Origin of the sequence: Bradyrhizobium sp. CCBAU 65884, assembly GCF_028128835.1 — a bacterium.
Lineage (GTDB): Bacteria > Pseudomonadota > Alphaproteobacteria > Rhizobiales > Xanthobacteraceae > Bradyrhizobium > Bradyrhizobium ottawaense.
Map to the genome: position 1 here is coordinate 320498 of NZ_LBJU01000132.1, position 21521 is coordinate 342018.

Annotated in this window: 18 protein-coding genes, 1 tRNA gene and 1 pseudogene; 12 read left to right on the forward strand and 8 right to left on the reverse strand. The window is 60.0% G+C overall.

All coding sequences use genetic code 11. The annotated features are described in order from the left end of the window. The first annotated feature begins 88 nt into the window (after positions 1–88). Genes XI03_RS36345 through XI03_RS36360 form a run of 4 tightly spaced genes read left to right on the forward strand, consistent with a single transcriptional unit; the run spans position 89 to position 4457 of the window. Positions 89–1426 carry a GH1 family beta-glucosidase gene (locus tag XI03_RS36345; RefSeq protein ID WP_271594800.1) on the forward strand — a complete coding sequence of 446 codons (1338 nt, stop codon included), beginning with the start codon at positions 89–91 and terminating at the stop codon, positions 1424–1426. After that, entirely contained in the window at positions 1423–2397 is a 975-nt protein-coding gene (glk, locus tag XI03_RS36350) for a glucokinase (protein WP_271594801.1), read from the forward strand. The genes XI03_RS36345 and glk overlap by 4 nt, the downstream gene beginning before the upstream one ends. Beyond that, the gene (locus XI03_RS36355; RefSeq protein WP_271594802.1) at positions 2390–3355 is read left to right on the forward strand and encodes a 1-phosphofructokinase family hexose kinase; all 966 of its coding nucleotides are present in this window, start codon (positions 2390–2392) and stop codon (positions 3353–3355) included. The genes glk and XI03_RS36355 overlap by 8 nt, the downstream gene beginning before the upstream one ends. Beyond that, positions 3324–4457, forward strand: coding sequence for an SbmA/BacA-like family transporter (locus tag XI03_RS36360; RefSeq protein ID WP_271594803.1), 1134 nt, complete (start codon positions 3324–3326; stop codon positions 4455–4457). Before XI03_RS36355 ends, XI03_RS36360 begins: the two co-directional genes overlap by 32 nt. Positions 4458–4593: 136 nt before the next feature. Here XI03_RS36360 and XI03_RS36365 read toward each other — a convergent pair whose 3' ends face one another. The 6 genes from XI03_RS36365 to XI03_RS36385 all read right to left on the reverse strand — a co-directional run bounded on the left by XI03_RS36365 (position 4594) and on the right by XI03_RS36385 (position 9325). Then, on the reverse strand, positions 4594–5871 hold the full coding sequence (locus XI03_RS36365; protein ID WP_271594831.1) for a DUF2130 domain-containing protein: 1278 nt from the start codon (positions 5869–5871) through the stop codon (positions 4594–4596). 160 nt (positions 5872–6031) lie between these two features. Continuing rightward, the gene (locus tag XI03_RS40620) at positions 6032–6391 is read right to left on the reverse strand and encodes a DUF6634 family protein (RefSeq protein WP_442869782.1); all 360 of its coding nucleotides are present in this window, start codon (positions 6389–6391) and stop codon (positions 6032–6034) included. A 42-nt stretch (positions 6392–6433) separates the two neighbouring features. Next, a complete protein-coding gene (locus XI03_RS36370; protein WP_271594804.1) occupies positions 6434–7225 on the reverse strand; it encodes a metallophosphoesterase in 792 nt (263 codons plus the stop codon). After that, positions 7222–7707, reverse strand: a complete 486-nt coding sequence (locus XI03_RS36375; RefSeq protein ID WP_271594805.1) for a hypothetical protein — start codon at positions 7705–7707, stop codon at positions 7222–7224. Before XI03_RS36375 ends, XI03_RS36370 begins: the two co-directional genes overlap by 4 nt. 158 nt (positions 7708–7865) lie before the next feature. Beyond that, positions 7866–8372: a hypothetical protein gene (locus XI03_RS36380; RefSeq protein WP_271594806.1), complete on the reverse strand. Its 507-nt coding sequence runs from the start codon at positions 8370–8372 to the stop codon at positions 7866–7868. 407 nt (positions 8373–8779) lie between these two features. Continuing rightward, a complete protein-coding gene (locus XI03_RS36385; RefSeq protein ID WP_271594807.1) occupies positions 8780–9325 on the reverse strand; it encodes a hypothetical protein in 546 nt (181 codons plus the stop codon). 141 nt (positions 9326–9466) lie between these two features. Here XI03_RS36385 and XI03_RS36390 point away from each other — a divergent pair, with 141 nt between their 5' ends. From XI03_RS36390 to XI03_RS36405, 4 genes are all read left to right on the forward strand, one after another. Next, positions 9467–9733 (forward strand): helix-turn-helix transcriptional regulator, encoded by a 267-nt coding sequence (locus XI03_RS36390; protein ID WP_249156328.1) that lies wholly within the window; start codon positions 9467–9469, stop codon positions 9731–9733. 159 nt (positions 9734–9892) lie between these two features. Then, positions 9893–15109, forward strand: a complete 5217-nt coding sequence (locus XI03_RS36395) for an ATP-binding protein (RefSeq protein ID WP_271594808.1) — start codon at positions 9893–9895, stop codon at positions 15107–15109. Between the two features lie 670 nt (positions 15110–15779). Then, positions 15780–15848 (forward strand) — tRNA-Ser (locus XI03_RS36400). A 535-nt stretch (positions 15849–16383) separates the two neighbouring features. After that, the gene (locus tag XI03_RS36405; protein ID WP_271594809.1) at positions 16384–16548 is read left to right on the forward strand and encodes a hypothetical protein; all 165 of its coding nucleotides are present in this window, start codon (positions 16384–16386) and stop codon (positions 16546–16548) included. 85 nt (positions 16549–16633) lie between these two features. On the opposite strand, the gene tnpA is transcribed toward XI03_RS36405, so the two are convergent. Continuing rightward, a complete protein-coding gene (tnpA, locus tag XI03_RS36410; RefSeq protein WP_271594810.1) occupies positions 16634–16987 on the reverse strand; it encodes an IS66-like element accessory protein TnpA in 354 nt (117 codons plus the stop codon). On the opposite strand from tnpA, the gene XI03_RS40625 reads away from it, so the two are divergent. Continuing rightward, the gene (locus XI03_RS40625) at positions 16973–17224 is read left to right on the forward strand and encodes an ImmA/IrrE family metallo-endopeptidase (protein ID WP_442869784.1); all 252 of its coding nucleotides are present in this window, start codon (positions 16973–16975) and stop codon (positions 17222–17224) included. The two genes, tnpA and XI03_RS40625, sit on opposite strands and share 15 nt — an antisense overlap. Before the next feature lie 226 nt (positions 17225–17450). Continuing rightward, positions 17451–17960, forward strand: a pseudogene (locus XI03_RS36415) (IS630 family transposase); the annotation flags it as partial. Between the two features lie 649 nt (positions 17961–18609). Here the strand turns inward: XI03_RS36415 and XI03_RS36425 are convergent. Further along, positions 18610–19419 (reverse strand): effector protein NopP, encoded by an 810-nt coding sequence (locus XI03_RS36425; RefSeq protein WP_271594811.1) that lies wholly within the window; start codon positions 19417–19419, stop codon positions 18610–18612. A 413-nt stretch (positions 19420–19832) separates the two neighbouring features. Between XI03_RS36425 and XI03_RS36430 the strand changes: the two genes are divergently transcribed. Together XI03_RS36430 and XI03_RS36435 are read left to right on the forward strand one after the other, a co-directional pair. Beyond that, positions 19833–20141, forward strand: a complete 309-nt coding sequence (locus tag XI03_RS36430; RefSeq protein ID WP_271594812.1) for a hypothetical protein — start codon at positions 19833–19835, stop codon at positions 20139–20141. A gap of 135 nt (positions 20142–20276) precedes the next feature. After that, complete coding sequence (locus XI03_RS36435) at positions 20277–20789, forward strand: SPASM domain-containing protein (RefSeq protein WP_271594813.1); 513 nt, start codon at positions 20277–20279, stop codon at positions 20787–20789. Positions 20790–21521: the final 732 nt, after the last annotated feature.

Sequence of the window (21521 nt, forward strand, 5' to 3'; positions counted from 1 at the left end):
CGGGGCTCATTGAGATATCTCAATACCGCCCGGACCAGCATGACTATCAATGTCACAATCATTGCGGGCTGGACCAAGCAGGTCGTTCATGTCGACAACGCAACTGCCGAACACCACGAGCCTGCGCCCAAATTTCATCTGGGGCGTTTCCACCTCGAGCTTCCAGATCGAAGGGGCTGCGCGGGAGGACGGCCGCGGAGACAGCATCTGGGATACCTACTGCCGAAGGGGCGCCATCAAGGATCACGACACCGGCGATGTCGCGTGTGACCATTATCATCGCTATCGCGAGGACGTCGGCCTGATGAACGCTCTCGGCGTGCAGGCTTACCGGTTTTCGGTGGCCTGGCCGCGCATCTTGCCGCAAGGGTGCGGATCCGCCAACGAGGCCGGCCTTGCATTCTACGACCGGCTCATCGACGCGCTTCTTGCCGCCGGGATCGAGCCATGGCTATGCCTCTATCATTGGGATCTGCCCCAGGCTTTGGAGGAGCGCGGCGGCTGGCTTAATCGAGAGTGCGCAGCATGGTTCGCCGATTACACCGCCGTAGTTGCCAGCCGCTTCTGCGACCGCGTCAAGCGTTTCGCGACATTGAACGAACCCTCAATTTTCACTCTGTTCGATCGGTCGCTCGGCAAGCGGGACCGCGGCAGCGAGGACGAACTCCATCGCATGATCCACAACGTCAATCTCGCGCATGGAGCCGCGGTGGATGTGCTGCGCGCGCGCGTCGCCGGCGCCTCGATCGGATGCATTCACAACCGGCAGCCCTGCCGTCCCTCCAGCCCAAGCGAGGGCGACGCAACGGCGGCAGCACGGCTGAACGTCTATTGGAACGATGTCTTTCCAGAGCCGCAATGCCGTGGCGCCTATCCGCCGTCGATGCGGACGGCGATCGAGCCACACATGCAATCGGGCGACATGGCGCGCATTTGCCGCCCGCTCGATTGGTTCGGGCTCAATCACTATAGCCCGGTCTATGTGAAGACGCGTGCGGACTCGATGCTGGGGTACGATTTCGGCGACAAGCCGGCCAACGTTCCCTTAACCCCGATCGGATGGCCTATCGAGCCCGAGGCTTTCCGGTCAACTCTTGAATCCGTCCATGGGCGTTACGGGCTGCCAATCTACGTCGTCGAGAACGGATATGGCAGCTTCGACCAACCAGATCAGACGGGCGTGGTGAATGACAGCGGCCGAATTGAATTCCTGAAGGCCTATATCGAGGCGATGAATGCCGCCGCCTCGAGCGGCGTCGATGTGCGCGGCTATTTCATCTGGTCGCTGCTCGACAATTTCGAATGGGATTCCGGCTACAGTACAAGGTTCGGCCTGACATATGTGGACTATGCCTCGCTGCGGCGGATACCAAAGGCTTCATTCGGCTGGTACGCCGGGCTGATCAAGGAGAGGCACTCGTCATGACAGCAGCCTCTTCGAAAGCAACCACTCTGCTCGCCGACATCGGTGGGACCAACGCTCGCTTCGCCCTGCTGGCCGACGGCAAGATCGGTCCGATCTCCCATATAGCCGTCGGCGATTTCGGCACCTTTCAGCAGGCTCTCGCGGCTTATCTCGGCGATACAGCACCGCCCGGTACCATTCGTAATGCCATTTTCGCCGCGTCTGGCCCGGTTCAGAATGGCCGCTGCGCCCTCACCAACAATTCCTGGATTATTGATGCAGCAGAGCTGTGCAGCGATCACGGGTTCTCCTCGGTACGGCTGATCAATGATTTCGAAGCGGTGGGGTGGGCGCTGCCCCGTCTTCCGCCAGGCAGTCTGCTGCAGCTCGGCGGGCGAGAACGCGTTGCGGGAGCGCCGCTCGCTGCGCTTGGCCCCGGCACTGGCCTCGGCATGGTGATCAGCATACCCCATGCCGGCGCCCCGATCGTGCTTCCCAGCGAGGGTGGCCATTCGACGATGGCGGGCAGCTCGCTGCGCGAAGATGCCGTCATTGAGCACTTACGGCGACGCTTTGGACACGTCTCTTCCGAACGCGTTCTGTCGGGCGCCGGGCTGGAAAATCTCTACGACGCTCTTGCGTCCATCGACGGCGTAACGGTTCCGGAACGTCGCGCGGTCGACATCACGCGGGCCGGGGTCGAGGGGACTTGTCCGATCAGCCGGGCCGCGGTCGACATGTTCTGCGCCATGCTGGGGTCCGTTGCAGGCAATCTCGCGCTCGCAATCGGCGCAAAGGGCGGCATCTTCATCGCCGGAGGCATCTTGCGACACATGCCGGAATATCTTGCCGCATCTCAGTTTCGCGCACGCTTTGAAGGCAAGGGACGCCTTAAGGCATACCTCGCGCCGATACCTGCCTATCTCGTCCTCGATGAATACGTTGCGTTCGTTGGCCTGCGCGCTTTGACGGAGGCTGAAGGCCTTGGCTGAGACAGCGCCCGTCCAGATCGTTACGCTCACGATCAACCCCGCGGTCGATATCTCGACTTCGGTCAAGAGAATGCAGCCGTTCGTTAAGATGCGCTGCGCGGAGGCTCAGCGCGATCCCGGTGGTGGCGGCATCAACGTCGCCCGCGTTCTGAAGCGGCTCGGCACGGAAGCAACTGCCATTTACCCTGCCGGAGGCGCCAGCGGGCAAACCCTGGCGGCACTGGTCGAGCGCGAAGCGGTGCGTAGCATCGTGATCCCGACGTCGAACGACACCCGCGAGGACATCACCGTTTTCGACGAGACGACCCGCGAACAGTTTCGCCTGGTCTTTCCGGGTGCCTTCCTCAGCGAGTTCGAATGGCAGCAGTGCCTCGACGCGATCGCCCGCACCAGCTGGCAGGCGGCATTCGTGATCGCAAGCGGCAGCCTCCCGCCAGGCGCGCCGAATGACTTCTACGGCAGGGTCGTGCGGGCATCGAAGGGCGCCGCCAGGGTCATTGTGGATACGACGGGCATCGCGCTGAAGGCGGCATTGGAGGCGGGCGTTTATCTGGTCAAGCCCAACCTCCGGGAGTTTCAAGATCTGGCCGGGATCAGCAGCACTGACGAGCCTTCTCTCATCCAAGCGGGGCGCCGCCTGTTCGATCGCTACCGCGTCGAGATCATCGCGCTCTCGATGGGGGCCGAGGGCGCGCTGCTGTTGACGCGCGATATGACCCTGCGCGCGAATGGGCTCCCGATCGAGCCCGTCAGCGTGTCCGGCGCCGGCGACAGTTTCCTGGGAGCGATGGTGTCGAACCTGGTCCATGACGACAACCTGGAAAGCGCATTTCGATACGCCGTTGCCGGCGGCTCGGCCGCGCTGCTCAGCCCCGGCACGGGACTTTGCCTAGCCGAGGACGTTCATCGCCTCGCCACGAGCGTGAATGTCACATCCATCGGCGGCCCTCGTGCCTAGCGACGCGGGATATCTGTCCCCCGACCAGCGGCAGTTGCTGCTGCGGTTCTGGAGATGCGCGAGCGGCTTTTGGCGGGGACGGTCGGCGAGCTGGGCATGGACGCTCACCATCATGCTCGTTGCAACGGTCGTCCTGCAATTGCTGACCCAGTACTTCCTCAACTACTGGAACCGCGATTTTTTCAATGCCGTCGAGCGAAAGGACGGAAGCGAACTCTTGACGCAGGCTGTACGCTTCGTGCCGCTGGCGGCGGCCAGCCTTTCGCTCGCTGTCTTCTCTGTCTGGGGACGGATGACATTGCAGCGGGAATGGAGAGCCTGGCTGAGCGACGAACTTTACCGCTATTGGCTGGAGCGGGATCGCTTTGTGCACCTCAATGAAGTTACGGGAGACTATCAGGCGCCTGAATATCGCATTGCAGAGGATGGCAGGTTGGCGACGGACCTGCCCGTCGATTTGACGCTCGGGCTTATCTCCTCTCTCATGACGGCGGCCACCTTTATCGGCATCCTATGGATAGTTGGGGGAAGCTTCCCTATAGAGGTCGCTGGGCTCACTTTGACTATTCCGGGCTATCTTGTGATTGGAGTTGTTACCTACTCGCTTATTATGGCGGCCACGACAATGCTAGTTGGTCACCGGCTAACGCATGTTATGGAGGATAATAAGCGAACCGAGGCGGAGTTGAGGGCGCGCGGAACCCATCTGCGCGAAAGCGGGGAAAACAAGTCGCTACGGCCGAAGGGCCCGGATGGTCTCCGTACCATCCAGACGGCACTCCGGGCCGTGATAGTGGCCTGGTTGAAATATTGCTGGCAGCTCATGCGCCTGACTGCAGTCACGCACACGAATTCGCTGTTAACCCCGGTGATCGGATTGTTGCTCTGCACGCCCAAATACGTTGCTGGCACGATGCTGCTTGGAGAAGTCGTTCAGGCAACCGCCGCCTTCGTTGTTGTCCAGGGTGCCTGCAGCTGGTTTACGGACAACTATCCCCGACTTGCGGAATGGGCCGCTTCGGCCAATCGCGTTGCGTCTCTCCTTCTTGCATTGGACGATCTCGATCAATTTCGGGCCAAGGGCGAAAGAACGGAACTATAGCCCACAGGCTGGACCTTCCCAAATGAGCCCGCTTGTGAAATTGCGCGTCTCTGAGATCAATCCCGTCGACGCCACGATGTGCGCGCCTAACCGAGGCGCTGCAGCACTTCCGCGCACTCGCCTCCGGTCGGGGCCGTTACGTTTTGGGAGGCTCTGATGCGGAAGCTATCGCCAAGACATCCAGTCCTTCGATCTCCTGCATCGCTCGCCCCGCGATCCCCTGGAGATCTCCATAGAGACCAACCGTGGCGTCCAACACGGCCCTGAGCTGCTCTTCGCGCTTGGCCCACATTCTCGTCATCGACCTCCGCTCGCGTTCCAGATCAGTCTGCATTTCCGTAAACCGCTCCACGATAGCCTCGACGCGGTGACGAAAGCGCGGACCGGTCAGGTAAGCGTACACGAGCTCTGTCTTGGTCTGCTGCCCCTCCTGGATGAGCCGAGCGCCGGCGATCTCAACGAGCGACTGCCTAAGGGCGATCGCGACGGGGATCACGAAGCGCGGCCTGACGACCCAGACGCTATCGATGAGATCGAAGGTGTCGAGCCCTTTTGGCGGCGCGCTCGATACAATAATGGCCACATCCGCCTGGGCGGCGCGCTGGTCGTCACGCAGTTTCACGAGCCAGTCCGCATTCCAGCTCCTTGTCTTCTTCGACTCCCAAAGGATGGTGCCGCAAGCCTGTCCGGCGGTCCCCACTATGCGGTGCACGATGTCGCCTCCAAAGACACCTTTCGGCACCTCCTCGATCAGATCACCCGAAAAGCGCGCGCGGAGCAATGCTTCAAGCTCGATCTCCTGCGCCTCGCCCTGGAGCTGCTGGGAGCCCTGTTCCGCCTTCCGCCGAAGATCTTCGATCCGGCGCTGCATGGAGGCAATCTGCGCCTCCTTCTCGGACACCTTGGCCCTCAGGTCGTCTTCGGCGTCGATCTTGGCTCGCTCGTGCACGGCGGCGAGCTCCTGCTGAACTCTCTTCTCGACGGTTAGCTCGAGTTCACGCTTAGCGTCATCGAGTTCACGCTGCTTACGCAGCGTGTCGGCATGGGCCGTCTGTGCCACCATGAGCTTGTCAGCGTTGGTCGCGAGCATTTGCCGCAAGTCGGCAATCTCCCGGTCGCGTTCGCCGAGTTCGATCGCCACTACCTGACGCGCTCGGCCGGCCTCCTTCTCCGCGATTTTAACCTGTTCCCGGAGAAGTCGTGCGGCAACTTGCTCTTCGACCTCCTCCTTTGCCCTGGCAATTTCGATCTGAGCTTCCTTGATCTGCGTCTCGCGGCGGTCGAACTCGGCTTGCTTGACGGCGAGCTGCTGATCGAAGCGTTGCCGGGCAGCAGCGACGAGCGGCCCTGCGAGCGACTCGGTCAGCTTGATCTCAGTCCCACAATTCGTGCAGACGATCTGGGGTTCGGTCATAGCGTCCTTTCTTGCAGGCTCGGCTTCATGGGCGACGCAGAACTCGCCACCCATCGGACCGGCAACACGGCCCGTCGCAGTCGGCGTCGGCCGGCGTGGGAATGCACGGAATCCGGTTGGAACGGTCGGCTTTGGCATTTTTGTCTCCCAATTCGTAGCCTCAATGGCTCACGAGCCGCACACCGCGAAGGCCATCACGAGTAGCCGGAGAGCCAAGCCGATAGAACCGCGACAGGCTTCTCACCCACGTCCCCTCCGGATCGGCCCACCAGAGCGGCGTGGTCATCACGATTCGGTCTCCGTGAATGGGATGGCCGGAGGCTACTCCCACAAGGTGCAAGCCCTCGGGCGTCAAGGACGGCAGCCAGTTCTCCAAGAGCGGAGCGTTCTTCAGCGTACTCGGCAAGACGGAGCGATGAAGCTCGAGGCGATCGCAGTCGTCGGCGAGCCTACGGAGGCGCAAGGACAAGTCGGGCGAGATGTTGGCAGGGTCAAGAAAGCGGAATGAGCGCGTCAGCATGATTGGGACTCGAATGGTTTCAGGCTTTGTCGAAAGACTGATCTAGCCGTGGATGTTCACGGTCAGCGCCCCGTCGAACATCGGGTTCTCGTTCCCGTAGGCATGGGGATTGCAGACGATCCGCGCGGCCCCAATACGGTAGTCAGAGGAGTTGTGAACGTGACCGTGCACCCACAATTCGGGCTGATAGGCCTCGATAAGGCCCGACAAGTCGGACACGAACGCCCCGGTAACGTGATCATTGCGGAATTGGGGCGCGACGGAGGACCAGTGAACGGCGTGGTGCGTGACGACCACCGTTGGCCCAGCGAATCCGGTTGCCAGCGTGCTCTCGATGTACACCTTGGACTGGTGATGCATCAGTGCAGCCTCGCGTGGCCTGAAACGCTTCCATGGCTGCTTTTGCCAACCGATCCGGCGATGATCATTCATTGCATCGGCACAGGCATTCATCACCACGCCGAGGTTGGCCTCGCCAAAGGCGCGATAATCGGTCCAGAGCGTTGCGCCAATGAAGCGTACGGGGCGGCCGACGCCTGACCTGCTACCCAGCACCACTGCATTGTTTTCCAACAAATGGATGTTGAATGCGGACGCATTCGAGCGCGCTACCGCCAGTTCGTCGGGAATGAACCTGCGATAGTACTCGTGATTTCCAAGTACCATCACGATCGGGATGTGGATGGGTACAAGTCGGCGGAGGTGTTCAAACGCCCGGAGAACACCTTCACAAGTGTCCCCTGCCACGATGACGACATCGACGTCAGCGGCGACGGTGATTGCCTTGATCGGATACACGTCGATATGAAGGTCCGAGAAGACTTGTGCCTTCATGCATGCTCTCCACGATCGACCTCGGCGTAGCGTTCGCGCAACGACGCCAGCAGCTTGGTTTCTTCGGCGCTGAACTTGCGCCGGTGCGGCGACCGATCGAGATGTTGCGCATACCAGGAAGCGGAGAGCTCGGTTGCGTAGCCGTGCTCGAACTCCGTGCGGCAGACGATGTTCGCCAACACGAGTGCGGCGGCGCTATCGCCTTCGGCAGCACAACGGAGCAGCGCCGTCATCGCGATGTCGACCTCGAGCGTAAAGTCTTCGACCGGCGTCAGGGCGAACGCCACGGCGATCGCGGCCGCGGCGTCTCCCTGCAGCGCCGGACGGAACGCGTTTGCACCGTGCAGCACCTCGATGCGTCCCAAGGTCGCCCGCAAGAGCAACCTCTCGGCATCCCGGAGCATGTCGAACGGCAGCGTCCGCCACCAAGCCAGCGGGACGATGTCACGTGCGTTAAAGGGCCACTCTCTGTTCGGCGTCACGGCGATCCGCTCCCGTCTGGTACTCATCGTCTTTTGCACTCTGCTTTGGGTTGTTCATCCCGGGATCGGGAGAGCCCCCGAAGGGGCTCTCCGCCTCGCCGCACCACGCCGGGCCGTGCCATAGCTCGCCGGACCACGCCCCACCCGTGGGGTCTCTGCTAGTCGATCATCTCCACCTCGAAGGTGCCGTTCTGCGGCCGCCAGTCGCCGAGGCCGCGCGTGAAGCCGGCGTGCGCGTAGATCTCATAGATCTGGTCGCGATCCAGCAATGTGGGCAGATAGTGTGCGGTGAATTCCAGAGCCCAATCGTTAAAGACCGGGCGCGTCCGCATCGTCCGGTTACCGTTGACGACTACACCGGCGCGAAATCTGAAGCGCTCATCTTCCCAGAGTTGGTCCATGTCATCCGGACCGTCGTAGACGAGCGCGGCGTTGTGATAGACGACCAGTCCTGCCTCGGCCTGCATCGTGCGCCGACGCAATCTCGCGGCCGCCACGAACGTGGCCATGAGAGCTTCCGCCGGCACGGCCGGCTTGCCGCCGTCGAGCCACAGACCGCCGTTCCACTCGACGCGACCGATCTCTTCATGATCGGCTTCCGTCTTGGCCCGCTTGCCGGTGAGCCGCGCCAAATCCTTGGAGATCGGATCGAGCGGATCGGCCAAGCGCCCGCAATGCATGATGAGACGCTTGGTGCCGACCAACCGGAGACGGATCGGTTCTGCCTTCATGGTTCTGATGCCCTACCGGGTTGGATCGACAAGGGGACGGCGAACGTCGCGCAGCCGTGGAACGTCGGCGCGCCGGGGAGTGCGTCGGCGGTAACGATGGCGCCGCAGGAAGGAGGTCACCTCGCGGTGACACCTCGCACAGAGCGCGACCAGATCGCCATCACGCTCATCGCCAAGGTTCTCGTAGTCACGATGATGCACTTCCAGCGGTCCTTGTTCAGCGCACAGACGACACTTGCCCTTCGCAACCGCAAGTTCGCGAACACGGGCTTCGTTGGTCCGCCAGCGGTGGCTGGCGATGTAGGCTGCGTAGTCCGGCCCTCCTCCCCCCTGCGCCAAGCTCAGGCGGCTTTCGCCGCCTGGCTGTGTTCGGAGCCGTTCAGGAGGTGGCGCACCGGCTGCGGCCGGCGGATCGCCTCCTCGTAGTCATCGCGACGCAGCTTGTTCTGCCAGGAGGCGGCCACCGACTTGTAGGACCGCTTGCCGCGGGCGCCGACCTGCGTGAGCGTCTGAAACAGGATAATCGAAGCCGCCTTGGTGTTGTTGCCGTTCGACAGCGCGCAGTTGAGCAGCGCGGTCATCACCGCGTCGAGATCGGCGTCGAGGCGCTGCACCGGCCACACGGCGACGGCCATCGCGGTGGCGTCGGCGATGTTGCCCGTGCTGGCGCCGATCCACCTCGGATCGTCGACGACGGCCTCCGACACGAAGCTGCGGATCGCCTCGCGATCAGCGTCGGTGAAGGCGTCGGCGTCCCTGCTGCGCCAAAGGCGGTCGACCTGCGTGGCGCGCGGACCGGGGGAAAGGCGGACCGGCGCCGAGGCGGGACCGGACAAAGCCCGAGCATCGCAGTCAACTTCGCGCGTCGAGCTGGAAACAGCCGTCAAGGAACGCATCACTGAAACTCCATTAATGTCGCTTTTTGCGACCGTCACAATCTGTGACATTCAACGAAGCTTGTCAACTGTCGCTTTCCGTGACAGTGAATATGGTTAACGAAACGTGATTCGCCTATCGGAGCTGGCCTTATGGCCGCGAACAAAATTCCATCTGCTCGAATGATCCGCGCCGCACGTGGGCTGCTCAATATGGACCAAGCCAAGCTCGGAGAGCTGGTGGGGGTCGCTAGGCGGACGATCATCAGGCTGGAAGCCGACGACACTGAGCCAACAAACCCACGCCGAATCGAAGTCGTGGAGGCGATCCGCGACAGGCTGCAGGAAGAGTACGGCGTTCGCTTTGTCTATGCCGACGCGACGACCGGTGAAGGCGTGGTCATGAAGCGCGGGCACTGAGGGGGGCCAGAACTGCGGACCACGCTCGGCCTTTCCTTGAGGCGCGTCGTTTTGGATGTATCAGAGCGGCATTTGCAACGCGGGATCACCCCGGGAGATATCCGGGAATCTAGGTCGCCATCCGTTGTTGCGTTTCCGCTTTGGCCCTAAAATCCAGCAATGCCCCCTTCGTCCAAGAAGACGCATCAACCAGCTCAAATCGCGGCCCCGGCGGCGACCGGCGGGGCTGGGCCTCAGTTCGAGGCCAAGGTTGGTGCATTCTACGTCCTGCCACTGCTGTCGGGTGGGGAGCCACGTGGCCTGCCGGGCGCCACAGTCCGAAGCGTCGCCTTTCAACAAAGGGTCGCGGAGCATCCACTCGATGATGTGGTCGTCAAAGCGGTTAATCGGGACGGATCTCCAGCCACGATCGAGATCCAAGTCAAACGCACCCTCACCTTCACAGCCTCAGATACTGAATTTCGCCACGTCGTCGGACAAATCTGGGAAGTAGCACAGAAGCCCGATTACGCGACAAGCCGCTACGAACTCGCCGCGGCGATTGCGCGAACGACAACGCGTGTCGAGCAAGTCTGCCAGGAAGTTTTGCACTGGGCTCGCCAGCTACCCGACGGCGCGACCTTTGCCGCGCATATTAACCGGCAGTCCTTCGCCTCGAACGACATGCGCAGTTTCGTCGACGTCTTTCGCGCCAACCTCGCACTGGCCGGCGCACCGACAGAAGATGAGATGCTCTGGCGGCTGCTTCGTCGCTTCCAGATTCTGGTTTTTGATTTTGAATCGGCGGGCTCAGACTATGACCATCGAGTTCGCGAGAATTTGCGCTGGATGCTTGGCGCCGACCAGGCCCACCGCGCTAACGACCTTTGGCCGGTTCTCATTGATTATGTCAGTGCAAGCGCTCGCGCGGCTGGAACGGCGGATCGGGCCGCAATCGTCACGCTCTTAGAGCAACAGCATGGTGTGCGACTTACGCCGCATGCTTACGTGCGCCCCGTCTGCGAGCGGCTCGCGGAAGCCGCCGAGCAAGCCCTCGATGAAATCGATGAAGCCGTCGGCGGCGTACGCCTCGCACGAAACTTACTGATTGATGGGGCATTCGAGGCCCTCCAACAGCACCCTACGGTCCTCATTCAAGGCCGGCCGGGTGTCGGCAAATCAGCGGTCCTGAAGCACCTGGCTTTGCGTTTGCAAGCGGAGGGCAGCATCCTGGCCCTGCGTCGTGGCAGGATTATTCCAGGCGGTTGGGCCGTAATGGCTCACACGATCGGCTGGACCGGCTCGCAGGCGGAACTCTTCAATGAGCTTGGGGCGGGTGGCGGAGCGGTACTTTTCGTCGACAACATCGACCAGATCGACGATCCCGGGGAATGGGCGACCGTCACCGATTTGCTGTCGCAAGCGGCCCGAAGTCAGGGCTGGCGCGTCGTCGCAACCTGCGGCGTTGAAAGTGATGACTGGAAAGCGAAACTTCCCGCGCGCCTACGAACGGCGGGCATCGGCGCGCTGGTGGTCGGAGCCTTGTCGTACGAAGAAAAAACCGAGCTGTCCGCGCAGAACAAAGCACTTGCTTTGATTTTGGCCGACGGCCATCCGGCAAGGGGTATCGCTGAAAACCTCTTCTATCTGTCGCGCTTGGTCGCGCTTAGTGACGGACAGGACGCCGGCATCGCGACCGAACTAGATCTCGCGCGCTTGTGGTGGCGCTATGGTGGCGGACGATCCGAGGATGACCGGAGATTTGCGCGCTTGAGGCTGTTGCGTGCAATCGGTGCGCAAGCGATCGCCAATCCCTCGCAGGCGACGTTCAAGGTCGATGAACTCGATTCCGCGACCGTCGTAGAATTGTTGCGTCTTGAAAGTCTGCGCGAGGAAATCCGAGGCGCGAGCATAACGTTCCGCCACGATGTTCTTCGTGATTGGACGACCGGGTTTCAGATCCACGAAGATGCCAGCTTGTTGGCGGCGCTACCGATGGAACGGCCACTGCCGACCATTTTGGGACGCGGCCTTGAGATCGCGGCAAGGCTCGCGCTGGCCGACGATCCGACCGGGCAACGCTGGCTGGCATTGCTTGCTATCACCGAGCGCGAAGGAACCCATGGAAACTGGAAGCGGCCGATCTTGCTGGCGCTTCCGCGCTCGGAAGATGCCCTGACCTACTTCTTGACACTGACACCTGTTCTGCTGGAAGCGGGCGGACATCGTCTGCGGGAAGTCATCCGGCTAATGATCGCGGTCGAGTCTGAGCCACTCGCGGCGTTGATCGCTCGCGTGAGGCCGGAAATATCTATTCCGGGCGGTGCTGGCGATCTGATCGCACCGAAAGGCCCGGCCTGGGTTTCGCTCGTACTTTGGCTCGCGATATCGGCGAAGTCGTTGCCGCCCGAGATCATTCCGGATGCCGTCAAGGTGTTTCAGGCATGGTTGATCGTGACGCAAGGTCACAATCACCCCATCAATGCCCAGATCGTCGATATTCTTTTTGGCTGGCTCGCACTTATCGAATCTCGATTAAGGCATCGCGTCTATCGGGACATCAGCGAAGTCCCGCCATCCCTTAACATTGATCACGCGGATGACGTGCGCAACGAAATCCGAATGATCGTGTTCACGTTTGCGAATCTGAACCCGGCAGCCGCGGCACGATATCTGTCCGGCATCAACGCGGGACCGATCAACCATCATGATCAGGAAACCCTGCTTAAGTCACCCGGAACAATGCCTGAAGCCGCCCCTGGGCCGTACGCGGATTTTGTGCTGGGTACGTTGATCGAGAAGGATGATCGAGACCGCTATAGGGGGCGCCGCGACTACGGTCCGTTTGAGATTCACGCGCATGTCTTCCTGGATATGACAGCCGACGGCGGTCCGTTCCTGGGGGTTTTGAAAGCCTCGCGCGAGGACGGATTGCGACTTGTTCGCGGGCTCGTCGAGCACGCGACGCAATGGCGCCGCGAACAATACCAAAGAGAACGAAGGCCGTTTCCACAAATCAATATCCCATTTCCGGGCGACGCTCAGATATTCGAGGGCGATCTGACCGTCTATCGCTGGGCACGGGCCTCCGGTCCCTCGCTGATCCCGGCAACGGCACTAAGAGCACTTGAGGCCTGGGGCCACCTCGATATCGAGGCTGGACGCCCGTTTATGGAGGTTCTCGAAGATATCCTTGGTCCTAATTGCTCGAGCGTTGCGTTTCTCAGTATCGCGGTTGACCTCGTTCTCTCGCATTGGCAAGCGGCTGCTGATGTAGCCTGGCCCTTGGCAGCAAACCCTCGATTGCTTCAATTGGATGAGGATCGCTTCCGGCACGACATCTCTGGCGTCAATAGCTTTCCTCGTGTGCGAGGTCAGCAGATGCAGGCTGCCGTTCGCGTGGATCTCGATGCGCAGCCGTCTCGACGGACGCGCCTGGCCGACATGATTGGACGTTACGTCTTCCGCGAAGATGATAGCACCCTCAGGCTTCTCCGAGCGGCCATGGAACAATCGCGTGATGATCTCAGTGGTCAGGACGACGAGCGAGCAAATCGGATCGAAGAGCTTCACCTGACGGTCACCCGCGCCCTTCGCATGACGGAGGCAGACAATTGGGAGGCCGTGACACGGACGTTGCCGGACGGCGCGCAAGTCGAAGTCTACCAGTTCAAGGAAGTTCCCGAGGAGCAGCAGAAGCGAGAAGACCAAGCTTCGCGAGCAAACGCTGGCCTTCAACGGATGAATATCCGCCTTCGGATTCAGTCGGCTCTCATTGAGCCTGACAAATCCACGCTGGCTCTCGTCCAGGAAGCCCTCGCGTGGGCAAAGGCGCAGCCCCTGGACGTCGAACCGAAGTCAGACGAGGACGACAACAACTACGACGCGGAATGGAATCGGCGAGCGGTAGTGATGACCGCTGCGCTGGTGGCACGCGACTACGAAGCCGCGAATCGCGAGGACGCCCTGACCTGGGCACGGCCAATCTTGCTGACAGCATCGGCACAAAACGACCGCGAATATCGTGGCAACGATCAGATCGAATATAACGCTACTGCCTGTGCCGCGCTCGGCATCATCTCTCTCTTCCTGAGAGATCGCGACACGACGACGCGCGATATGATCTTGGAGCTGGCTGGGTACGAACACCCTGCGGTGCTGGAAGCGCTGGCTCAAAATCTGTTGGGTCTTGGTGAAGTTAACGATCGAATTCCGCGGTCGATCATCCGCATCGTCATGGTCAGCGCGGTCCATCAGCGCCGCGTTCTAGGTCTTGAGCGACAGAAGGAGAATGGCCGCCTGCACCGCGACGCAATCGATGCCGCGATCGCTATCGAACGGCGCTGGCTTGACGGAGAAGGCACGGAACCGTCATGGCCCGAGCTGGCATCGTGGCGGACTGCGCCGCGTCGGGGCATTCGCCTAGGCAACGATGAATATATTGAAGACGACGATGACGACGAGGAGCTACCAAGTCATTACGTCGATGAACACGCGATCGCCAAGCTTGCGCATCATCTTATCCGTTTCACAATCACCGACGTGCCTGTCTGGGTTAAGGATTTGGCCGTCCACTTGATGACTTGGACCGACGCTGCGAACGGCCCGCATGGCGAAAACATGCGCGAGCGCGACCATCGACCCGACACTTGGAACATCGCGTTTTTCAATTTTATCGGGGTACTGAGCGTCGCGCTGCCGCACGCGCAAGCCGTAGACCTGTTCTTAAATCGCATCGTGAGCTTCAACGACGAAGCCTTTCATGACGTGATGGCATCATTCCTTCGCGGCTATGATAGCGCGACGATCGCAACGGATACCCGAGAACCTGAAAATCCCGCGAATGTCCGTGAATTGCTTGCAAATCGGATTAAGCGCGCCTGGAACTATCGGCGTCTGGGCCGCGAGAAAGGATTTACCAGCGAAACTCATGCCGGCGACGCTCTGAACGCGATATTCTACCAGCCGTCGCGCTGGGCTAACACCGGACGTCCGACAATTCCTGTCAACTGGCCGGGCTTGCAGGCGACCATGGCAACACTGACAGACCTCGTTGTTGGAGCTCCGACGTCAGGCTATTTGGCGAGCCTATTCTTGAACTTGGTCGAGTCGTCGCATGACAAGGCGCTCATTCCATTGGTGGTCCAGGCGATGACGGCCTGGTGCTCGGCGTACGGCGTCGACCGAAATTTCTGGGCAGAAAAAAACATTGGAAGCCGCGTGTGCGCCTGGCTCGATCGTACGCTCGCTAATGATGCCACGTCGCATGCCGTCCTGATTGACCGGGCCGATGAGTTGTTCAAGTCACTCGATGTCTTGGTCCAGTCGGGCGTCGCTCAAGCACGCATCGTCGAGGAAACGATCACCAATGGCAGCCACAAAGCCGTTCGTCAGTAGGCTACGCATGGCGACACCTGACGCAGCAATAGGTGTACCGAGCCAAAAACGCGAGATGCGCTTCGCCGCCCCAATCGCAAGCCTGAACCAATCCATTCAGTTGTACGGATTTTGTACGGGCACTTCTAACGCCTTTGAAAAAGGCAAATATTCAGACCCATAAATCGTATAAAATTACAATAATATCAATATGGTAGCGGGGGAGCGCTACCGCCTTTACCCACACCGGCCAAACCTGCGATATCTCATCCAGTCCTTCGCATAAGCAGTTCGTGAGCCCGTGGGGCGAGCGCACATTTACCCTCACAATGGAGAAAGTTGGAAAAACTCCAGCTGCAGGTCAGGCGAAAGCGGCCTCTGTCGTGGAAAATCGAAGACGGCCCGTGTTCGGTACCGAGATCGTACCGTAAGGCACTGGTGCCCCTCATCGGCTTCCTTTCGACCTAGATTGCAGGTTCAAATCGCGGACACGCAACACCCGACTATTGCGATTGATTCAACAGGAAATCCCCCGGCTTGCATGAAGGTCGGAACCTGCGATCCCTTCGTCCCGGATGTACGTAGCGATCGCAAGGACCAACAAAATCATGGAGTTTGCGCTTGTTTGACCTTCCTTTGGCGGAGATTGTTTACGGGATTTCAGTGGTCAACAGGATAGTTGGCGGAGACGGGGCGTCTTGGCCGACTAGCGGATTTCTACTCCGCGGGTTGCAGGTTCGAGCCCTGCCGGGATTCGCCAATAATTTATCCATCAAATCAATGTCTTGCTACGTTGTGGCTTCGCTCTGCGAGCGCAAACCGTGTTGCGCGGCGCTCCAAATCGGCCGCGGCAAATTCAAGGGTTACACGGCACTTCGAACTACTCCACGCAACACGGCAGCCCGCGCTTTCGCGGTCTGTTCTTCGGAATGGCCAGCGATTCCAATTTGGCCGAGCGCGACGACGAACTTTCTATTGATCTCGCGCTACGGTTGCTGTTGGGTTCGGCATATATTCCGGGGCTACTTCATGCGTATTTTTACTGCTGCGGGGGCGCTGTGCGCCGTGCTGGGCGGGTGTGCCACTCAGCCTAAGATGCTTTGGCTTCGAGCGGATGGCCAAAAGGCAGTGGACAATCCAGCACTTCGGACGCAATTCGAGCTGGATGGCACCGCTGCCTAGGTGAGCGCAACAAAGCCAATCTGTCGGGTGTCACAGTCTCTGGCGGTGGTCTAGCCGGCGTCGCCGCGTCTATCGAACGGTCCAACGCGGCTGACACGGTTCAACGTGGCTGCATGGCCGAAAAGGGCTACCTGCTCGCCCGTGAGGATCAGGCTGAGGCTAAACAGGCGGAGCTTGCCGCTATTGCCCAGCAGAAAAAGCAGCAGGAGTCCGCAGCAGCCGCGAAGCCATTTACGGCTCAGCCGACCCGCAAGCCCAAGGGCGCGGCCGGCACGTAGCGAATCCTCGCAAACAGCCACCCGCACGCTCGACGCGATGGGGATCACCGTGGGCGTCCATCTGCCACCGCCGCCACGGCGGCCTTCAGCGTCGCCGTGTCGACCGTGCCCGTGATCCGCATCCGAGCCCCGGCCGCAAACTCGATCTCAATCGCCCCGCCGCTGGTGGCCGGCGTGACTGGACCAAGCGTCGGCCTGATTCCGCGACCACCACTGCAGGTACAAAGCCAGGCTGGGCGGCATCCTTCGGCTCAGGCCGAAACGACCGTCGCCATCGCAGCAGCAACGAGCGCGAAACGCCATACCGCCGCGCTGTTGCCGCGACTTGGCGCGGCGCCTGTAAGCTCTGCAGGACGATCTTGAGCCTCTCATCCTCGGACCAGCGCCGTCGCCGGCCCGTGTCCACCACCTCAAGCCGTTCGAGTTGGGCACTGCGCATATCGCTGACTCTTACGGACGCACCTACGACAAGGCAGAAGAACACGACGCATACTATCTTGCCTCGGCAACGCTCCTACCGAAAGAAGCCATCGTTACTGCCGGCAGTAAGAAGCGCTCTTCGGAGCAGATCGCTGAGATATTCGGGAGCTCGTCTGAGTTGGTCGACTACAGAATCAAGCGGCTCGGCCTCTGGCGAGAACACGTGGGCAAGCAGATCAGGCTGTCGTCAGACTGAAAGTACTCATTTAATGCGCCGATTGGATGTTACGGGCTAAGCGGAACTTTTTTGGCGGATCGAGCAATTTCGATTATTCCGCATCCTCGCCAACCTTGGAGAGAGACGCGGATCTTCGCATAAACCGAACTCTTTCACTCGCAAAGAGTGAGACTGCTGCCCTCAAGACCAGTTAGGTTCGAACGATCCAGTACGCCCCCCCGATTGGCCGCCGTCATCAAACGGCATTCCTCCCGAATGCTCGCTTTATTGCCGTCCCAGAGCGCAACGGGTTAGCGAAGCGCGAGAACGCCAAGATAGTCATTGCTCGTCCTCGACCGCTTCTCCCGTCGGGTCCCCGCCCCAGCATGCCATCGTCCTGTGTGTGGACGAGAAGTCCCAAATCCAGGCGCTCGACAGCAGCCAGCCCATGTTGCCCATGCGTCCCGGTCAACCCGCACGACGCAGCCACGACTACACGCGCCAGGGCACGACCTCACTCTTCGCGGCGCTCGACATTGCGACGGGCACGGTCATCGGCAAATGCTATTCCCGTCACCGTGCCGCAGAGTTCCGCAAGTTTCTAGACGAGATCGAGGCCGCCGTCCCCCGCGTTCTCCATGTCCATCTCGTCATGGACAACTACGCCACGCACAAGGCCCCACTGATCCGCTACTGGCTCGCCAAACAGCCGCGCTGGCATGTCCATCTCACGCCCACCAGTTCGTCCTGGCTCAATCAGGTCGAGCACATCTTCCGCTCCTCGATAACGTTCGATGGAAGCGCGGATGTCGTCGGGGGACTTGGTCCATTTGAATGGCTTGGGATAGGCATTGTGATGACTGATGAAGTCCATAATGTCTGCGCGCAGAGCTGGACGCTGCGATAGATGCCGCGCCGGATCTTAATGTCGCGAATTTCTGGTTCAGGACACTAAAGCAGAATGAGGTGGGTGTGCTGGCATCTGCTCCTTTTTTGATCTTTGCCATGCGTCCGCTGCCGGCGAGCCCGGGTGGATGGTCTCGTTGCTCGATGAGTTGGCCCGACACTTCTCGAGATTACCGCCTACGAAGAAAACGGCCAACGAAGCCCTCCTCACCCAGCGAACCCGGAAAGATCCCGAGCCATTCTGATGGCGAGGACACAATGACGCTCGCGCCTGCCATAGGCAATCCGCTCCTCCCGCCCGGGCGGCAGTCGAAAACCCCGGCTGGAACCTGGGGTTTTCTTTTGTGCTATTATAGGCACCAACTCTCGTAAACCGCCGCGGTGCGATCAGTACAGTGCACCTCACCGATTGAGCCGAATTGGCTTCGGCTTCGTTCCGTCAAGGCTCGATCGTAAGCCGCAGGTGTCGCTTGGTCTGCGCTCCTGCTCCACCTCAACGGATTGGTGGAGATCTCACGTCACATAAAGTCTCCATCCGAGTCGGACTCTGATGAAGGTTCATCATCGCTCGGCATTTTGACTTTGGAGAGATACGCCGAAGAATTGGTTGCGCGCTGCCATTCACCATCCCTATATCTCCACTGTCTGGACTGGGTGGGATCAAGTACCATATCATTGTGATCTACATCAACGAAGCCCATTTGTTCTGCACGGGCTCTCGCTTCGTCATTAGCAGGACGCCAGTTCACCAGCGGCCGTTCGCCGTCTTGCCGTAGTTGGTGCTCGAGCAGAATATCGCCGGCGTTGCCGACGAGCGGATGAGCAACCTGAAAATCCACGATTGACGTGACGTTAGTTCGTCCGGGGAACTGTTCTCGCCACCGTTGGCTGGTGAACTCAGTCGCCATAGGAAATCCGGCTTCCGTCCTTTGGAGGCCGACGCTCCTATTTCCTAGTTGGTAGCTGTAATATCGGGCGGCATCAGAATCCCTTCGGATCCCGAAACTGCTAGCGACATCCGCGGTGCGCCTAGCTCTTTCGGACACAAATTCTGAGTATTCCTGCGGATTGTTGGCGATATGATTGATTTCTTCACCATGAAAGCTCCTCACCCGTTCCCGGAATTCGGCTTGGTCGATCTCAATAACGGGAGGTCTTGAAGTGAGGTAATAACTCGGCTGCGAGGATGAGCCGGCACCCGAATCCTGCAATCCCATTCTACCGAGCGCGTCCGCAAAATCGTCGGAATTCCTGTGCTCCGAGGAGCTTGCGTAATGATACTCATCATCGGATGGAACATCCGACCAATTGTTAATTCGACCGTCCATGACGACCACACTCCTATGGCTGTTGCATTGTGTTCAGGTCATTAGACCTGACTCCGCAGATAAGTAGCTTGGCTGTCCGTAAGCTGACGGCGACAAATAAGCGGAATACTAAATTCGCTGAAAGGATAGGGCGAGCCGGCGAGAGCGCAGTTCGGCGCCGCGCTCTCCGGAGCGTCTTCATAACTCGGCGAAATTCCGCCGCGCGGGGAGTAGTTCGATCTCCATCCGGCGGTCGATCAGGCGATCTGTGACACGTGCCCTGCCGTGACGTGCTCTTGCCCCTACGGCATCGACATTCCTACCCAGCTTATTGACGCCCATGCGCAGATGTGGGGTTTGCGCTTGCGCGGGCAGGTGCTGGGTCCGACACCTCCGCCCTCCGAATTCGGGTCGCCGCGTATACGGCCCGGCTGGTGTCCGCCTATTTCGACGGCCAGGTCGCGACAGTCGTCGTTCAGAACATGGGAACTAACGGATGGCACGATTTGCCCGGACACCCTGGGGTCGAGATTCAACTGCGAGAAGACGGAGACTTCCTCGCGGGCTGCCCGATGCGGGCCGATGTGCTCACGGCTTCCTACGGTTACTTCGTTTTCGATGTTCCACAGCCGCCATGCGACACTTCCGGTATTTGGATCGTTTTTCGCCGATCAGAACCCGAGCTGCTGAGCGAGACGCAGCTTGGACAATTGACAATGGGTGATTACCGCCAACATCGATAGTCGCTCAGTCGAGAAGCCGGGCCGGTGCGCGTACGAAATGGCTCGAGCCTCTGAGTAATGTTCATAGGGCGGTACGGACGAAGCGACTCGCGTCTCGCAAGCAAATCGGTCGGCCATCGTTGCTCGGATAGCACAGTGGTCTGGCTTCTCGATGGCATGACCAACTGGAAAAGTAAAATGGCGGAAGACCCCCAGAAAACGATGTGCATCCTGCCGTTCATGCATCTTTCCATCCTACCGGACGGAGGCTGCAAACTGTGCGCTATGTCATCGAAGAACATTGAGCGAGAAGGTGCACCATTCACGGTACCCGAACATTCGGTTAAGGAGATCTGGCATTCCGTTTATATGCGGTCGGTTCGTCACCGCATGTTGAATGGCGTTCCGGTGGAGGACTGTGCGGCGTGCTACCACGCTGAAGCAATTAGCGGCACAAGCTTCAGAACCGCTTCCAACGCCCGCTGGATGCCGCGGGTGGGATTGAGCGATAAGGCCGTCGACGGTCACGCGCTCGCTGCTGTGGCGCTCCCCTCCGATGCCCCGCTCTCTTACCAGTTGATGCCCGGCAATACGTGCCAGCTCGCGTGCCGCATGTGCTCGCCATTCTTCAGCTCGCGCATCGCTTCTGACGCAGTTCATTCAAAATAGTCTCAGGCGATTGCAAGATCGCAGCAGGATCTCGACTGGGGGCGAGAATGGGTGGTTGTTGCCCCCCAATCAGTTCACGGCGTTCGGATGGACGGTATGCACAGTGCTGAAACTTACGAGGCCGTGCGCTGCGATGGACCAACGGACACGCGGTTTTGACGGTGGTATGTCCGGCAGAACTACGGGGTCAGATCCTGCCTTTAGTTTTCTTCGGCATCATATTGGCTGCTCTTGGAATCGGCATCTTTAGAGCCGGATTGGGAGCCCCACGACAGTTCGTCAACGAATGACGATGCACCGCAGTTGAATTAGGCCCGACAGCCTAAGTTGCCAGCAGTGGTCGACTATCTCCGATGGGAACAAGTCATCGCCGGTCAGCACGTGGAGTATGCATTGAATGCGCAAACCAACGCCTAAGCAGATGCAAGCACGAGAACGGCGTGTGGCCATTAGCGCAGTAATCCGCTTGGCACAGGCAAAAGAAGTTTTGATTATGTGGAAGTCGCGCTGCATCCGACCATCCTCAAACAATGTGAGGAGCAACTCGGTCGCCTTGAAGGTGAGGAAAGGTGGTAGCGGGGTTGTGTGTGGGGAGCGCGACCACCTTTCCCCACACCGACCGAACCTACGATTTTTCATCCAATCCAGCGCATGAACCTATTGGGCCTGCCCCGCTCTTGAAGGGCAATTGGCAATGGCGCATGGCCCCCGATCGGAAAAGGTGCCGCCATC